Annotated in this window: 17 protein-coding genes; 9 read left to right on the plus strand and 8 right to left on the minus strand. The window is 68.1% G+C overall.

The features are described from left to right. Nucleotides 1-94: 94 nt before the first annotated feature. The 6 genes from KUA19_RS40245 to KUA19_RS40270 form a co-directional block, all read right to left on the minus strand. Entirely contained in the window at nucleotides 95-307 is a 213-nt protein-coding gene (locus KUA19_RS40245) for a hypothetical protein (RefSeq protein ID WP_217404973.1), read from the minus strand. 830 nt (nucleotides 308-1,137) lie between these two features. Continuing rightward, entirely contained in the window at nucleotides 1,138-2,175 is a 1,038-nt protein-coding gene (locus KUA19_RS40250; protein ID WP_217404975.1) for a hypothetical protein, read from the minus strand. Continuing rightward, entirely contained in the window at nucleotides 2,159-2,524 is a 366-nt protein-coding gene (locus KUA19_RS40255; protein ID WP_217405092.1) for a PadR family transcriptional regulator, read from the minus strand. Before KUA19_RS40255 ends, KUA19_RS40250 begins: the two co-directional genes overlap by 17 nt. 53 nt (nucleotides 2,525-2,577) lie before the next feature. Beyond that, nucleotides 2,578-3,003, minus strand: coding sequence for a transposase (locus KUA19_RS45170; RefSeq protein ID WP_217404977.1), 426 nt, complete (start codon nucleotides 3,001-3,003; stop codon nucleotides 2,578-2,580). Between the two features lie 43 nt (nucleotides 3,004-3,046). Next, the gene (locus KUA19_RS40265; RefSeq protein WP_217404979.1) at nucleotides 3,047-4,822 is read right to left on the minus strand and encodes a hypothetical protein; all 1,776 of its coding nucleotides are present in this window, start codon (nucleotides 4,820-4,822) and stop codon (nucleotides 3,047-3,049) included. Between the two features lie 36 nt (nucleotides 4,823-4,858). Beyond that, on the minus strand, nucleotides 4,859-5,308 hold the full coding sequence (locus tag KUA19_RS40270) for a VOC family protein (protein ID WP_217404981.1): 450 nt from the start codon (nucleotides 5,306-5,308) through the stop codon (nucleotides 4,859-4,861). A 57-nt stretch (nucleotides 5,309-5,365) separates the two neighbouring features. Between KUA19_RS40270 and KUA19_RS40275 the strand changes: the two genes are divergently transcribed. The 5 genes from KUA19_RS40275 to KUA19_RS40290 all read left to right on the plus strand — a co-directional run bounded on the left by KUA19_RS40275 (nucleotide 5,366) and on the right by KUA19_RS40290 (nucleotide 8,769). Then, nucleotides 5,366-6,007, plus strand: a complete 642-nt coding sequence (locus KUA19_RS40275) for a TetR/AcrR family transcriptional regulator (RefSeq protein ID WP_217404983.1) — start codon at nucleotides 5,366-5,368, stop codon at nucleotides 6,005-6,007. Nucleotides 6,008-6,520: 513 nt separating this feature from the next. After that, nucleotides 6,521-6,649, plus strand: a complete 129-nt coding sequence (locus tag KUA19_RS44350) for a hypothetical protein (RefSeq protein ID WP_302563828.1) — start codon at nucleotides 6,521-6,523, stop codon at nucleotides 6,647-6,649. Between the two features lie 57 nt (nucleotides 6,650-6,706). Beyond that, nucleotides 6,707-7,348, plus strand: a complete 642-nt coding sequence (locus tag KUA19_RS40280; RefSeq protein WP_217404985.1) for a class I SAM-dependent methyltransferase — start codon at nucleotides 6,707-6,709, stop codon at nucleotides 7,346-7,348. Between the two features lie 267 nt (nucleotides 7,349-7,615). Next, nucleotides 7,616-8,140, plus strand: a complete 525-nt coding sequence (locus KUA19_RS40285) for a hypothetical protein (protein ID WP_217404987.1) — start codon at nucleotides 7,616-7,618, stop codon at nucleotides 8,138-8,140. A gap of 188 nt (nucleotides 8,141-8,328) precedes the next feature. After that, nucleotides 8,329-8,769, plus strand: a complete 441-nt coding sequence (locus KUA19_RS40290; RefSeq protein ID WP_217404989.1) for an STAS domain-containing protein — start codon at nucleotides 8,329-8,331, stop codon at nucleotides 8,767-8,769. Nucleotides 8,770-9,039: 270 nt separating this feature from the next. On the opposite strand, the gene KUA19_RS40295 is transcribed toward KUA19_RS40290, so the two are convergent. Continuing rightward, nucleotides 9,040-9,351 (minus strand): STAS domain-containing protein, encoded by a 312-nt coding sequence (locus tag KUA19_RS40295; RefSeq protein WP_217404991.1) that lies wholly within the window; start codon nucleotides 9,349-9,351, stop codon nucleotides 9,040-9,042. 454 nt (nucleotides 9,352-9,805) lie between these two features. On the opposite strand from KUA19_RS40295, the gene KUA19_RS40300 reads away from it, so the two are divergent. Then, entirely contained in the window at nucleotides 9,806-10,084 is a 279-nt protein-coding gene (locus KUA19_RS40300) for a hypothetical protein (protein ID WP_217404993.1), read from the plus strand. 416 nt (nucleotides 10,085-10,500) lie between these two features. Here KUA19_RS40300 and KUA19_RS40305 read toward each other — a convergent pair whose 3' ends face one another. Beyond that, a complete protein-coding gene (locus KUA19_RS40305) occupies nucleotides 10,501-11,097 on the minus strand; it encodes a TetR/AcrR family transcriptional regulator (protein WP_217404995.1) in 597 nt (198 codons plus the stop codon). A gap of 130 nt (nucleotides 11,098-11,227) precedes the next feature. Here KUA19_RS40305 and KUA19_RS40310 point away from each other — a divergent pair, with 130 nt between their 5' ends. The 3 genes from KUA19_RS40310 to KUA19_RS40320 are packed head-to-tail and all read left to right on the plus strand — an operon-like array spanning nucleotide 11,228 to nucleotide 14,434. Then, nucleotides 11,228-12,613, plus strand: a complete 1,386-nt coding sequence (locus KUA19_RS40310) for a flavin monoamine oxidase family protein (RefSeq protein ID WP_217404997.1) — start codon at nucleotides 11,228-11,230, stop codon at nucleotides 12,611-12,613. Next, a complete protein-coding gene (locus KUA19_RS40315; protein ID WP_217404999.1) occupies nucleotides 12,610-12,996 on the plus strand; it encodes an SCP2 sterol-binding domain-containing protein in 387 nt (128 codons plus the stop codon). The genes KUA19_RS40310 and KUA19_RS40315 overlap by 4 nt, the downstream gene beginning before the upstream one ends. Nucleotides 12,997-13,006: 10 nt before the next feature. Beyond that, on the plus strand, nucleotides 13,007-14,434 hold the full coding sequence (locus KUA19_RS40320; RefSeq protein WP_217405001.1) for an APC family permease: 1,428 nt from the start codon (nucleotides 13,007-13,009) through the stop codon (nucleotides 14,432-14,434). Nucleotides 14,435-14,443 lie beyond the last annotated feature (9 nt).

Raw genomic sequence — 14,443 nt, forward strand, 5'->3', positions numbered from 1 at the left:
TACGAACACTTCCGGCGGACGAGCCATAGCCACCCCTGCAACCCGAGAAACAGTCGCAGCAAAGCCTGCCTCACCCGCCGCCAGAATCAGCGGATTACACGGCCAACCTCATGGGACGAGCCACTAGCCATTCGTTGCGGGCGGCGTGGTGGTCGTCGAACCGGCCCACGAGGGCGTCGTGCCGCGCCGCGATCTTCTTGCGCATCGCCCCTGCGACCAGGTCGGCCAGCACGCGGCCGCCGCGCTCACCGCCGACCAAAGCTTCTATCATGGCTCGGCCGGAGACGCCGACGATGTCGCTGGCCACGATCGACAGCTTGACCCCCGTCCAGACCGTCCAGCAGGCGCCCTCGCATCGGCAGACTGTAATCGCGCCGTGGTGAAGAAGCCGCCCGTCTACCGGCGACCGTCAAGATCGATCGCTGCCGCCTCGACCATCGCCCGCTCCCCGATCTTCGCGTTCGTCAGGGCCCACAGGATCGACTCCCGGCTGGCAGTACGGCTGATGCTCGGGACGGGTCTTCAACCGTCGTCAATCTTGACCTAGGGTGCGACGGCATGGGTCTCCAGATCGGCGGACACGTGGCCTCCATGGTCATCGTTGTGTTTGCAACGTCGACCATGGAGGCTCTTGTCTATATCTGTCTAATTCCGCAGCCAGCCCCAGGAATCACCCGTCTACGGCCCGTTTCATAACTCGTTGGAGTTGTGAGACAGCGTCCTTCTCGGACGTCCGCGCCTCACCCTGGGCGGGGTTGGTGTGGTTCCTGCGTCGTCGGGGCCGGTTTCGCCCGTGCGAGCGCGCGGGCCAGAGCCTTCCCTCGGCGGGCGTTGGTGACCGGGCCCCTGCGCGGAGGTCCCGGACCTGGGCGTGGTGCTGCTCGGCCCAGATCCCGAGGTTGACCGCGGCGTTGTGATCCCGGTCGGCCTGATGCCCGCGCCTGTGGCAGGTGAACGTGCGCTGGTGCAGGGGCATGTTGGGGCCACGGCCCGGCATGCGGCACAGGTCCTGGTCGACGGATACCAGGGGTCGACACCATGCCACACACCACCGACAAACAGTCCACCACCTACACAGGCACCCGACCCCCCACGGAGCCGATGCAGCAGACCCACCAGGAACTCCGCACAAGCCGCTCACTTATGAAACACGCCGTAGGTGTGTACGAGCGGGTGGGTGCGCGGAGCGGGCAGCGCCGTGATCAGCAGCGCTGACACCAGCAGGAGAGACCCGGCGAGCGCGAGCCCTCGCAGCAGGATGAAGTAGAAGCCGATCCACGGTGCCTGCGGCACGGCCGACCACAGCGCCCCCGTCAGCCCGAGGACGTTGAACGCGGCGGGCGGTGCCATCAGTCCGACTCCCAGCGCGAATGCCAGCATCGCGGTGATCCGCCGCCATGCCGGCCGGGTCAGGTGACGCCGTCCCGCCCAGCCGGCCAGCCGCCATCCCACGTAGGCGCCGAGCAGCAGCCCGGCCACGGTCAGCCACGGCACCGCAGGCGGTGTCACGCGCTCGATCCACATAGAGGTCTCGAGTTCTCCCACGTTGCCGCCTTGGGTGTCCATGCTGAGGTACAGGTCTCCTCGGAACGCCTCGAACTCGCCTCCCCACGGCTGGCGGTCCACCGCGCTCACGCGCCACCCCTGTGCCGCAAGCCGGTCGCGGGCCGCCAGCAACGTCGCGAGGTCGTCAGTGGCGTGTGCGCGGGTGAACTTGACGTAACCGGGGGTGTATTCGTCACCGCCGAGCACCGCCACCAGCACCTCTTCGATGCCCTGCACCGGCGGGTAGTCGTAGCCGAACAGGAAGTCGCGGCGCTGGGTGACCGAGGCAGGCAGCGCCGGATCGGCGCTGTGGGCGATCGCCGCGGCAGCCGCGTCATCGGGCAGGTCGGGCGCCTGCTCCCAGCCGATCCTGGCCCCGGCGAGCCCGCCCACCATGGCCAAGAGCACAGCGGTCAGCACTGCGACCGTCATCGACGCGCCACCAAGCGCGACCCGGCAGCGCAGGCCTCCGGCGAGCAGGCTCACGGTCTCCATGAAGGTCGGCCGCCTGCGTCCCTGCGGCGCGAGGTCCATCAGTGTCGTCAGCATTTCCAGGCCGCGGTAGCGCCGGTAGCGGGCCGGGTAGGCCAGCAGCAGGCGTCGGTAGCGGCGCTCAAGCTCGTCCGGCAACGACGTTTCCTCCCGTGAAAGCCCAGCGCGGGCTGGCCGTATTACCCGGTCTGCGCAGGCGGTCCAGCGCGATCGCCGCACTCTGCTGCTGCTGGGCCGCCGCGGCGGCCAGGGCGGAGGCGCCCGACTCGGTCAGCCGGTAGTAGCGGCGCAGCCGACCGTCCACCGCCTCTTCGCGCTCGACCTCGATCATCTGTTGCTCGGCGAGCCGGTCGAGTGCCGCGTAGAGGGTGCTCGCGCGGAGCGTCACCCGACCACCGGACAGCTCGCTCACCTCGCCGATGATGCCGTAACCGTGGGCGGGTCCGGCCGCCAGCGCGGTCAGCACCATAAAGGTTGGTTCCTGCATCGCGACAACGTACCGCCTGATGGAGTATTCCACCAGACGTACGGTCACCGACGTCATCCAGCGGCGACTGGCCGAGCAGCAGGTCGAAGACGCCGCCTGCGACGCCGGCCTGCGGCGCTTGGCCCACCTGCGCCAGGCCGGCACCTGTGCCGCCAAGCAGGAAGACCGGCCGCAGGCGGCCCGCTTGGCGGGCTTGTGGCGAAGTAGTGCAGCCTGGTCCACAACCCGGCCGCGGTCCACTCGGTGAACCTGCGGTGCGTGGTCGTGCGACTGACCCCGAACATCACCACCGGCAGCGCCGGCCAGGAACACCCCGCCTCGGTCATGTACAAGATCGCCGCCAGGATCGCCCGGTCGTCACCCCGACGCCGGCCACCGCCCTGACGACGACGCGGCGCGGGCGGGATCAGCGGGGCCGCGATCTCCCACAACCCATCAGGTGCCCACTGCGTCACAACTGCCTGTTCCACGATCGACATGCCGCATCACAGACCACACCCGAACCACTGATGAGACGTGGCCTCAGGACACCAGGATCTGTTCGGCGATGGCGATCAGCTCGTCGCGGCCAGCACCACCGCCGGCGACCAGTAGGCCGCCGTCACTCACGAACACCCTGACACCAGGATCGCCGAACGCACCATTGTCGAAACAAGCCGCGTCTGCGCCAGGAACGTCAATAGACTCGCCCGGGCATGGTGGCGCTGACGCTTTCTGGTGGGTGATGCCAACACCGAGTTGGGCTCTACCGCGAGAGTAGAAGCAGGTCAGGACGCCGTCGACTACCTGGGAACCGATGCTTTGGAAGCCGAAACCGGACACCGCCGTGGTGGGGCATCCGTCGGGGACGGTCAGCTTCCCGATGGGGCTGGCGCTTGGCCCTCCCGGCTTGGCGGTCTTGTCGTCTTCCTTGGTGTGGTAGTTGACCGGGATCACTGTCTTGACGGTCATGTCGCGCAGCGTGGTCAGTGGCTGAAGCAGCTTCTGGATCTGCGGGTCGACGATGTCGCGAATCGTGCCGCCGAAGGTCTTGTCCACCAGGGCTGGCAGGAACTTGAAGATTTCCCCGGTGATCAGTTTGTGGACCTGGTCGAGGTCCTTGCGGTGCACGACGATGTCCAGCAGGGCGACGCCGTCTATCTGCTCCTCGCCCTTGGCGACATCGGGGGTCTCCGGCAGGGTCTCGAACCGCATGGTGGCGGTGCCGTCGTCTTTGAGCACGGCAGTGTCGGACTTCTCGACGATCATCGGTGCTGGATGCTGGTTGGTGATCGTCCAGCTCAGGTTCGCGTCCTTGGGTCTGAGCGAGGGCAGCGTCACGCCGGCGGCACCGGCACAGCCGGTCAGTTCGGCGGGCCAGTCGGTGTTGCCGGTGATGCCTCGCATCGTCAGCGTCACCGTGCCGGCGTGCGCCGACTCGTCGCGGCGGGAAATGAGCGGATCGGGTCTGACGTCGGCGGTCCACGGCTGCAGGATCAGCACGATGCTGGACACCACGGCGGCGATGCCGGCGACGGCCGCGATCCCGTTGAGGACCGGGCCCAACGCGACTTCGACGCCGTTGACGACCAGGAACTTCACCGTGTCCAGGGCCAGGTTTCCCAGGACCGCGCCAGTGTCGCGGATGAAGATGAAGATGTCCTTGAGGACGTCGCCCGTGAACCCCTTCACCTCGAAACGGCCGATCGCGGCGAAGACCTTCTCGATCGTGCTGGAGATGAAGCCCTTGAACTGCTCGCATACCGAGTCGGCGGCAGCTGCCCCACCGCCAGCACCGCCGGTTCCAGCCGAGCGGCCCATCGCGGCGACATCGGCTGCGAACAGTGCGAGCACGGCGGCCGGGAACACGGCTTGCTGGTAGTGCGACCAGTCCTGTTCGCCGAGGATCTTCTTGGCCATTTTGGCGGCGGGGCTGGGCGCGACCTGCGACCAGCCGGCGATGAGCAGCGCGGCCGGGATGGGCTGCGCGCCGAGTGCCAGCGGCGGCATCGCGGCGAGTTTGTCGACATCGGACCCGGACAGGCCGGCGTGCGCCCAGGCGCCGAGCGCGGCGCTGCCGGCCTGCTCCTGGCTCAGCGCCAGCGGTCCAGGCGAGTCGACCTTGACCACGGGTGTCGTGGATCCCGTCGGATAGACCGCGACGCCCGCTTCGGCCAGGTCGGCTACGAACGAGTCGATCGTGGCCGAGGTGAACTCCTTCGGCGCGCTCGCGTCACCTTTCGCTGTGGAGCTGGTGCAGCCGGATGCCACCGCCAGCACGACACAACTCGCGGCGATGAATGGTTTGAAGCGGCGCATCTTCCCGTCCTCGTCGTAGGTCGCTGGGTGTGCGGGTCAGGCGGCGGTTACGGGACGCGCGTAGCCGGGCAGGGCGGAGTGGTCGACGCCGTGTTCGGCCCAGGTGTACAGGTGCAGGCTGATCCCATCGGGATCGTCGAAGACCAGTAGCCAGCCGGCGGAGGCCTCGATGACCGGCGAGTGACCGATACCGAGACCGTCGAGGTGGGCCGCCCACGCCGCGATATCGGCGCGGCCGTCGACGGCGAAGCTGACCGGATCGAACCCCCGGCACCCCCGCGCGGCCTCCGGATTGACGCGCAGCGTGAGCAGGGTGTCGCCGAGACCGGGCACGGTACCGGCGACACCGCGGACGGCGCCGTCGGCCTCGGGGAACTCCAGGGTCACGGCAAATCCGAAGACCCGCGAGTACCAGTCGATCGAGCGGCTGAGGTCGGTGACCGGGATCTTCACATGGTGGATGCCGGACAGAACTGGGCTGATCATCACTACCCCTTAATTGGGCGCAGTTCGACTGCGGCTAATATGTGTAGGATGGCCCTCATGGCCGCAGACGTCAAGAGGGCATACCGATCCGAGGCACGAGCCGCCTCCGCGGCTGCCACGCGTAAACGCATCCGCGACGCAGCCGCACGGCTGTTCGTCGAGCGCGGCTACGTCGCCACCACGATGCGGCAGGTCGCCGCAGCGGCAGGTGTCGGCGAACGGACCCTCTACGACGCGTTCCCGAACAAGGCGGCGCTGTTCACGCACACGCTCGGCGTGGCCACGGTCGGCGACGAGGAACCCGTCCGGGTCTTCGATCGCCCCGAGATGACCACCGCCCGGCAGCAGGCGGACCCGCGGGCCGCTATCGCGCAGCTGATCGCCTACACCGCGGACCTTCTCGAACGCGCCGGAGACCTGATCATGGTGAGCGTCGAAGCGGCCGGCGCCGACCCCGACATGCGCGCCGCGGCCGACGCCGGAGCCGCCGCCACGCATCGCGTGTATCTCGCCCTCACCACCGTGCTGCACCAGCGCGGCGCACTCCGCCATGGCCTCAACCCCACCACCGCGGCCGACACCCTCTACGCCCTCGCCTCGCCCCACATGCACCAGCTACTGCGCCGCCACCGACAATGGCCGCTCGAGCAATACACCGCCTGGCTCGAAAACGCCGCCACCCGCGAACTGCTCGGCTAACCGCTGCTGCCATATCCCGGGTCAGGGCTCCCAGCGGCAACTATCACGACAACCGTTCGTGGACCGCTGAGCGATCGGTACAGCGCGTCATAAACGCCCAGAACACCACACCGTCCTCCTGTACGGAGATCGTCGTCGGGACTGTGAGGTAGGTTCTTGCACAGCCATGGGGACTCGGACGACTTGCGCGAGCTGGCGTAGCGACGGTGTCGCGGGCGGATGGCCCGCGTTCACCATGTAAAGCTCGGTGGGGCCCGCGGGGGCGCGGCCGGCAGGTCAACGGGACCGTATCCAAGGTTTCCAGGACGGCGGAGGCACTGTGAAGCTGGCCGCAGGCCGGTGGCCGCCCGCGGTGCGGTCGCTGGTTGGCTCGCGGGTGCAGGTCGTCGAGCATGTTCCGCGCAGCGCACCGCTCTGAGCTGGCTGCGGCCCGGAGTGTCATGTTGCGCCGGGACCGGGCGACAGGTGACGCTGACAACTCAAACCACGTGAAGCGGCGAAAGTGCGGATGAAATGACGCAACCCTATCCGGCGGAGAACGCTGCAACGGACGAGCAGGGCGGTGAAGCGTTCGAGGAGCAGCTCGACGACACTGCCAACCTGAATTCGGACGAGATCTTCGACGATGACGAGGACTTCTGAATCCCACCGCGCTGGGCGCGACCATCGAACAATGAGCCCTGGGGTGGTGCCGGGGTCATGACCGCGCACCTGCAGCATCCTCGGTTCGCCCGCTTCTATGCGCGCATCAGCACCCGGGCCGAAGCACACGGTGGCGCTGCGCACCGTGCCCGGCTGCTGGCCGGGCTCACCGGTACGGTGATCGAGATCGGGGCCGGCAACGGGCTGAACTTCGCTCACTACCCGTCCGGTGTCACGCGGGTCCTGGCGGTGGAGCCCGATGACACGCTACGTGAGTATGCCGATGGGGCGTCCCGCCGTGCGCCGGTTCCGGTCGACGTCGTGGCAGGTCATGCCGATGAGCTTCCGGCAGCGGATGCGTCTTTCGATGCGGCCGTGATTTCGTTGGTGCTCTGTACTGTCGCCGACCCCGCTCATGCGCTGGGCGAGATCCGCCGCGTGCTGCGCTCGGCGGGTCAGTTGCGCTTCTACGAACATGTCCGCTCCGACAAGCCGGCGCTGGCCTTCCTGCAAGACGCGGTGACACCGGTGTGGTCACGGCTGGCGGGCGGCTGCCGGCCCAACCGGGACACCGCGGCCGTGATCGCCGCGAACGGGTTCGCCATCGACGCCTGTCAGCGATTCGGGTTCAGCCCGTCGGCGGGGATCCCCCGGTTCGCGCACATTCTCGGCACCGCGCATCCGGTTGCGGGCGACTGAGCACGCACCAACGCGAACCGGAGCCGTCGGGAACGGGTAGATGTGACGGACGGTATGTGGGCTGTAGTGGACAGTCGACCCGCCGTCGGGGGCGATCATCTTCATCCTGCTGCCGCTGTGGTGGTTCGCAGCTGCGGACGGCCTCGGCGATGCGGTCGGCCCAGACACGGGAGAGCATGGAAACCACGTCGTGACACTGATCGTGGCGCACCGTGGGGTCACACCCATCCGGCCGCAGCACAACGAACTCCGACCGGTGAGGGCAACATGAACGCCGCAGGTAGCGGACGCGAGCATGCCGCTCTGCGCCGCCGCGAGACGGTCCAAGCCACCATCGAGCACGCCCGACGCCACGGCGGTGACCTCAGCGTCTCCGCCATCGCCCCAGCGGTCGGCGTCGACCGCTCATACCTCTATCGCCATGCAGACCTCCTGCACCGGCTCCAGCTGGCACAGACCGGCACCATCACGGCCCACACCGGCCCGAGCCTCAGCAACATCTCGCTCCAGGCCGAACTCGCTAATACCCGAGCACGAGCCAAACGCCTTCACGATCGAGTCCAACTCCTGGAGGGACGCCTGTCCGAGCTGATGGGCGAACATGCGTGGCGGGAGTCCGGCCTCGGCGCACCCTTGGACATCGAGGCGCTGCAACACGCCAATACCGAACTGCAACAACGCAATGCCATACTCGTTGCACAACTGGACGAGCGGGACCGCGACCTCGCAGCAGCTCGCGCAACCAACCGAGACCTCATGATCCAGATGAACTCGGTGCGTTGGTCGGAATGATGAGAAAAGGCAAGACCGCCGACGTTGTCAACGTTCAAGGTCGTGTGCACGGATGTCTGTCGCCCGCAGCTGATGGCCCCAACAGCAGTCAACGGCTTCGTAACCCACGTGTGACACCATTCAGTTCATTGACGCTAGTCGAGGAGAACGGCGGGCTCGCCCCGATTCGCCGAAACGTCAGGACACAGATGGCAGAGAAGCTTCAGCTACAGCTGTACACCTCGCCGGTAGGCCTGTACCTCGCCGTCCACGGCCGCCTCGACGCGACCACCGCGCACCGGATGGCCCGAGTGGTCGACATCGCCCTCGACCGGTTCCCGACTCACCGGATCACCTTGGGCCTGGCCGGCCTCGACGCGATCGACGTGGCCGGGATCAGCGCACTGATCCAGCTGCGCGCCCTGGCCGCCGCCCGCGGCATTCACCTGGCCACCGACAGGACTCCGGCACACGTCCGGCAGGCAATCCACGCACTGGGCGCCGACTACATCCTCGAACCGGCAACGAGCACCGACCACACCGGCCAACCGTCTCAGCGTGAAGCCTGCCGCAGACGGTTCGCCCCGGTGGGACCCGCCTGCGTGCGCTCGACCCGGCGTCCCGGCCAGACGCCGCCCACCAGGTTGTAGGCACCGGACCGGGCGCGGACGAACGTGCAGCAGGCGCTCGGCTTGCGCCGTGCCGTGGAATCCGCGACCCGGGGGGGCCGTCGCGCCCACACCCTTCCTGGGATGTGGACCGCGAACCAGCCGAGGTTCAGAGCATGAAGCTGTCCGGTAGATGGCCGATGACCAGGGATACGCGTTCGCAGATCTTGGATCTCGGCCGCTTCGACCACGCCGCCGGCGACGACACGCGTGAGCGACAACGACGCCTGCCGCAACCCGGGCCTGGGCCCGCTAAGCCATTCCCAGTACGCCCGCCACACCGGTGGTCCAAAGGACGCGATGGACCAGGTCTCGCGCATTGGCCACTCTCAGCGCAACCCCGCTGGACTGCGCGTAGGCATGGGCATGGATCAGGTAACGGACGGTGGTCGAGTCGATGAACCGAACACGGTCCAAATCAACACACACGCATTCGCAACCCGCAGCATCGAGGGCCTCACGCACCCAGGCGAACATGTCTTCGGCGTTGGACGCATCCAGCTCGCCCGCTATCGAGACCACGGTCGAGCCGTCCACGGTAACCAAGGTGTACGTCGCAGGCATCGCAACCTCCTCCAGCGGGTCAGTGATACCACGCTCCGGCCACACAGCGACATCGGGCGACCGGACTGGGCCGCTGCTCTCGGTCAGACGGCGCCGGGGCTCGGCCGGCCACTGCCGCCACCCATCAACAGGCAGAACCGTCACATGCAACATCGCCGCCTCCTGCGGTACCGGGCAGCGCCGCCCGTACCGCCATCATGACCTGGGGTTCGCCGGTGGACCAGGGCGGCATCGCCGCCGCGGTCCACCGGCGGCAGGTGCCATGTCGGGGCTCGCCGCCGAGGCCGTCACCCGCTGAACCTGCCCGACGTCGACTCCGTGTGGCAGCAGGCGGTCGATGCTGTCGCCACGGTGACGATGCCACTGGCCGACCAGTTCTGGGCGATTCGCTACGGCCAGCTTGTCGACTCGTTCGGGTACCGGTGGGCGTCGGCCACCGCCTACGCGACACCAGGTGCCGACCTCACCGATCAGAAAGTACGACGGCGCCCAGATCAACACCAGCAGCACGCATGCGGCGAAGAACCACGCCTTGGAGAAGAACGCCGACGCGTGGGTGGCGAACCGGTCGAACGGCCCCAAGCCGAGGCTGACATCGCTGGGCAGATCGTGGGCGGGTGTCGTCGGAGCCGTGCTCGCGGGCGTGAACGTCGGGGGACTGGCCGGGTATGTGGGACATGGCTGCTGGACACCGCCGGCCAACCGTCGGCAAACGTCAGGTTCACGCGCCTGACCTCCGGGTATGCGCCCTGAGCCTACGCCGGGCAGGCCGGCGTGGAGAGGACTGCGATCGTGCAGCCGACCACCGTACGGGCCACCACCCGTAACAGGATCTCGACCGTGGCACGGCGGATCGTCGGGTTCGGGTGGCCTGCGTCGGCACATCACTGGCGTTGCTGGCGGCGTACTTCGCCACGGCCGGCAACGAACTGACGCAGGCGGTCACATTCACGGCCGCCAACCTTGCCGCTGTCGTGGCGATCCTGGCCGAAATGCGGCTCAACCGGCCCACCTGCCCCGGCGCGTGGTATCCGCTTGCCGCCAGGCAGGGCGCATACCTGTTGGGGAACGTGTACTGGTTTGTCGCGGCGGCGCCGCGGGCCGGCCCCCTACGAGAAGCTGGTCGGCGACACGCCCGCCGCCGGTGCCTCAGCGTGACGGAGTGATTCCCGCGAGCATGACCGCGCAGCGGATCACGTTGCTGAGGTCCCGCTCGGAGTGGTCGATGTCGTGATGGACCTCGTACTGGATGATCAGGCCGTCGACCGCGGCCACCACGAACCGGCAGAGTGCGGGGAGGTCGACCTCCTGCGGCCCGAGTTCGTGATCGATGGCGGCCTGGAAGACGTCCTGCACGGCCGCGGCGTAGCGGGTGTACTGCCATGCGGCGAGCCATTCGTAGCCGGGGGTGCGGCGGCAGTAGATCGTCAGCTCGTACTGCATCAGTTGCAGCCCGTCGTCGCCGACGATGTAGCGCCAGAAGGCGCGTAGGCCGTCGTCGATGGCGGCGGCGAGGCCGCGAGTGGGGTCGACGGCGTCGCGGAGCACCTGTTCGACCTGAACGGTTACGGCACCGATCACCGCGGTGAGCAGTTCGTTCTTGTCGCGGAACGCGTAGTGCATCGCGCCCTGGGCCGTGCCGGCCTGTTGTGCGATCCGGCGGGTGGTCGCACGCTCGAGCCCTTCGCGGGACATGACTTCGATGGCAGCCTGCACCAGCTGTTCCCGTCGAGCCTCGGCGCTCATCCGACCCACAGTCGGCCCTCCGTTCGGTGTCGTGCACGCATTCTCGCGACCTCTTGACGGTGTTGCACAGATCACCCTACATTCCTTGAACGCCTGACTTGGTCAAGCGTTCAACTTCGGAGGTCATTCCTTGTTCGCAGACTTTGACACCGACGTCGTGGTCGTCGGCGCGGGCCTGGCCGGGCTGTCCGCGGCGCGCAAGCTGCACGAGGCCGGGGTCGTCGTGACGGTCCTGGAGGCGCGCGACCGTGTCGGCGGCCGCACCTTCTCGCAGACCGAGGGCGACGGACTGCTCGTGGAGTACGGCGGCCAGTGGGTCGGACCCACCCAGGACCGCATGTACGCGCTGATCGCGGAGTTCGGGCTGGAGACGTTCACCCAGTACGCCGACGGCGACAACCTGCAGCTGGCCGATGGGCGGCTGCTGCGCTACCACGGCGCCATCCCCACCGGTGATCCGATCATCGCAGCGGACCTGATGGACGCGATGGTCGAACTGACGGTCGCGGCCATGGAGGTCGACACGGCCGCACCATGGGAACACCCCCGCGCGGCAGAGCTGGATGCGATGACGGTGGAGACCTGGATCGGCGGCCAGCCCTACAGCGACGGCGCCAAGGTGTGGCTGCGTGCCATGACCCGCGCATTGTTCCCGGCCGAGCCAGCAGAGATCTCCCTGCTGCACGCCCTGTTCTACATCTCCTCCGGCGGCGGCCTGGAGAAGATGATCGGCACCATCAACAGCGCACAGGAAACCCGCCTGACCTACGGGTCGATGCAGGTGTCCCAGCGGCTGGCCGGACTGCTCGGCGACCGGGTGCGGCTGAACAGCCCGGTGCACCGCATCGACCACGACGCCGACGGTGTCACCGTGCACCACGAACACGGCGCGCTGCGCGCCCGGCGCGTCATCGTTGCGATCCCACCCACGCTGGCGGGACGGATCCGCTACGCCCCGGCGCTGCCCGGCTTCCGCGACCAGCTGACCCAGCGCTCGTTCATGGGCTCCACGATCAAGATGAGCGTGGTCTACCAGACCCCGTTCTGGCGCGCCGACGGCCTGTCCGGCCACATGGTCGGCGACAACCGGCTGGTCTGCGCGACCCTGGACCAGACCCACCCGGACCGGCCCGAAGGGGTCCTGGTGTGCTTCGTCGACGCCGGCGCGGCCCGCCGCGCGGTGCGGATGACCGCCGACGAGCGGCAGGCTGCCGTGATCGAGGACTTGGTCACCTACTTCGGCGAGCAGGCACGCCACCCGGTCGCGACGTACGAGAAGGTCTGGCTCGACGACGAGTGGGCGCGCGGATGCTATGTCGGAATGATGTCCCCGGGCACCTGGTCCACCCTCGGCCCGGCGCTGCGCGAACCGATCGGTCCGATCCACTGGGCCGGCACCGAGTGCGCCACCAGATGGAACGGCTACATGGACGGCGCGGTCAGCTCGGGCATCGAGACCGCCGAGGCCGTGCTCAACGAGATCGGCGCCTCGGCCACGGCGGGGGTGGCCCGATGAGCGCCGACGTGAACCGCGACGCCGTCTCCACCGAGGAACTACACGAGGCCCTCGTCGAATACGTCGACAAGGCCAACGCCAGCCCTCGATCGAAGAAGACGCTGGCTAGCTGGACCTGCCGGATCCACATCCAGGCAACCGACCTTCCCGATGCCGCATTCACCTTCCACGTGATCAAGGGCGTTGCCCAGCCCATGGTCCAAGGCCTCGAAGGCGTCCCGGACCTCGTCGTCCGCGGCGGCAGCATCGACCTGGCCGAGATCTTCTGGGGCGACGCCAACCCCGTGTCGAACTACATGCAGGGCGCCATCAAGACCCAGGGCCGGGCCGACGACGTGATGCGTCTGGACGCGATGGCCATGTTCATCTTCCTCGGACAGTAGGAGCAGACCCATGGCCGAACTCACAGCGACCGAGCCCCCGCAGCTCAGCCGTTCCCTCTCCCTCAGCGGCGCCTCGGCGATCTCCACCGGCCTGGCCTTCGCGGCCATCAACTTCCTGGGCATGGCCGCCATGCTCACCTATGTCAGCGGCCCGCTCTCCTGGATCGCGGTCCTGGCCGGTGGCGTGTTCATCCTCGGCGTACGTGCCTTGTTCTCCGAGCTCAACGGCCTGTACCCGACCGCGGCAGGGATCCGGCTCTGGATGGGCCGCGCCATGAACGACCGGGTCGCGCTGATCATCACCCTGACCTACATGACCGCGATCGTCCTGGTCATCGGTGCCGACGCCTACATCATCGGCGAGGCGCTGGCCCACGCCTTCAACAACGGCCACCTCGTGGCGATGGTCTACGTCACCGTGCTCCTGGTCCTCGCCACCTGGCTGAACCTGCGCGGCATCAAGCTCGCCGGAGCCGCGGAGAAGGTCGTCACCACCATCGTCGTGCTGGGCACCGTGGCGATCGGCGTCGCCGCGATCGTAAACCACGAGCCCCTGGCGCACCCGGGTGCCGACTCCAGCAGCTCCCCGCTGCAGGCACTGATCCTGGGCATCTTCCTCTACACCGGCTTCGAGTGGGTCACCACCAACGCCGAAGAGGTCACCAAGCCCAAGACGATCCAGCGGGCCATGCTCGTCGCCGTGCTGGTCCTCGCCGCCAGCCAGGCGATCTTCGCCGTCGCGATGGGCCTGACCCTCAACGGCGAACAGCTCGGCACGGCCTACCCGCAGCTCCTGGTCGCCGAAGCCGCACTGGGACACGCGGGCATGCTGGCGATGCTTGCCATCACCGCACTCACCGCGGTGAACACGTTCAACGGTGGCTTCGTCACCCTGTCCCGGTTCATCTACGCCGTAGCGCGCGAAGGCAAGCTGCCCCGGGCGCTCACCCGGCTCAATGACCGGGCCGTGCCGGTGCTGCCGGTCTACCTGCTGGGAGGCAGCTCGCTGATCCTGGCCGGCGTTGTCGCGCTCACCGGCTCGTTCTTCGTCATGGTCTCGGTCTGCGCGGCACTGGAGATGATGATCTACGCGGCGGCTGGCTACGTCGTGTGGCGACTGCGCCGCCAGGACCCCGACCAGGCGCGACCGTTCCGGATGCGCGGCGGCGCGTTCGTGGCCCTCGGCTGCGCCGGGCTCTTCGGGCTGCTCGGCATCCTCGCCAGCGTCACCGTCGGCCCCGACATCAGCCCGGTGCCGCTGCTCATCGTCCTCGGGTTCGCCGCGCTGGCGACCGTCTACGTCTTCACCTACGTCCCCCGCCTCGAGCGCCGCGAGGCCGAGGAACTGGCTGCCCGCCGCGCCGCCCGGGCCGCTGCCCGAGCAGCGTCGCGGACCGGCGCTCAGGTCGTCGAGTCCCAGGAAGGCGCACGTTCATGACCATCACGG

This window comes from Catellatospora tritici (assembly GCF_019083965.1).
GTDB classification, from domain to species: domain Bacteria; phylum Actinomycetota; class Actinomycetes; order Mycobacteriales; family Micromonosporaceae; genus Catellatospora; species Catellatospora tritici.

Excerpts from the sequence above, each read along its gene's own strand:
- KUA19_RS40255 (WP_217405092.1), bottom strand. The coding sequence starts at position 2,524 with ATGCAGGAACCAACCTTTATGGTGCTGACCGCGCTGGCGGCCGGACCC.
- KUA19_RS45170 (WP_217404977.1), bottom strand. The coding sequence starts at position 3,003 with ATGTCGATCGTGGAACAGGCAGTTGTGACGCAGTGGGCACCTGATGGG.
- KUA19_RS40265 (WP_217404979.1), bottom strand. The coding sequence starts at position 4,822 with ATGCGCCGCTTCAAACCATTCATCGCCGCGAGTTGTGTCGTGCTGGCG.
- KUA19_RS40270 (WP_217404981.1), bottom strand. The coding sequence starts at position 5,308 with ATGATCAGCCCAGTTCTGTCCGGCATCCACCATGTGAAGATCCCGGTC.
- KUA19_RS40275 (WP_217404983.1), top strand. The coding sequence starts at position 5,366 with ATGGCCGCAGACGTCAAGAGGGCATACCGATCCGAGGCACGAGCCGCC.
- KUA19_RS44350 (WP_302563828.1), top strand. The coding sequence starts at position 6,521 with ATGACGCAACCCTATCCGGCGGAGAACGCTGCAACGGACGAGCAGGGC.
- KUA19_RS40280 (WP_217404985.1), top strand. The coding sequence starts at position 6,707 with ATGACCGCGCACCTGCAGCATCCTCGGTTCGCCCGCTTCTATGCGCGC.
- KUA19_RS40285 (WP_217404987.1), top strand. The coding sequence starts at position 7,616 with ATGAACGCCGCAGGTAGCGGACGCGAGCATGCCGCTCTGCGCCGCCGC.
- KUA19_RS40290 (WP_217404989.1), top strand. The coding sequence starts at position 8,329 with ATGGCAGAGAAGCTTCAGCTACAGCTGTACACCTCGCCGGTAGGCCTG.
- KUA19_RS40295 (WP_217404991.1), bottom strand. The coding sequence starts at position 9,351 with ATGCCTGCGACGTACACCTTGGTTACCGTGGACGGCTCGACCGTGGTC.
- KUA19_RS40305 (WP_217404995.1), bottom strand. The coding sequence starts at position 11,097 with ATGAGCGCCGAGGCTCGACGGGAACAGCTGGTGCAGGCTGCCATCGAA.
- KUA19_RS40315 (WP_217404999.1), top strand. The coding sequence starts at position 12,610 with ATGAGCGCCGACGTGAACCGCGACGCCGTCTCCACCGAGGAACTACAC.
- KUA19_RS40320 (WP_217405001.1), top strand. The coding sequence starts at position 13,007 with ATGGCCGAACTCACAGCGACCGAGCCCCCGCAGCTCAGCCGTTCCCTC.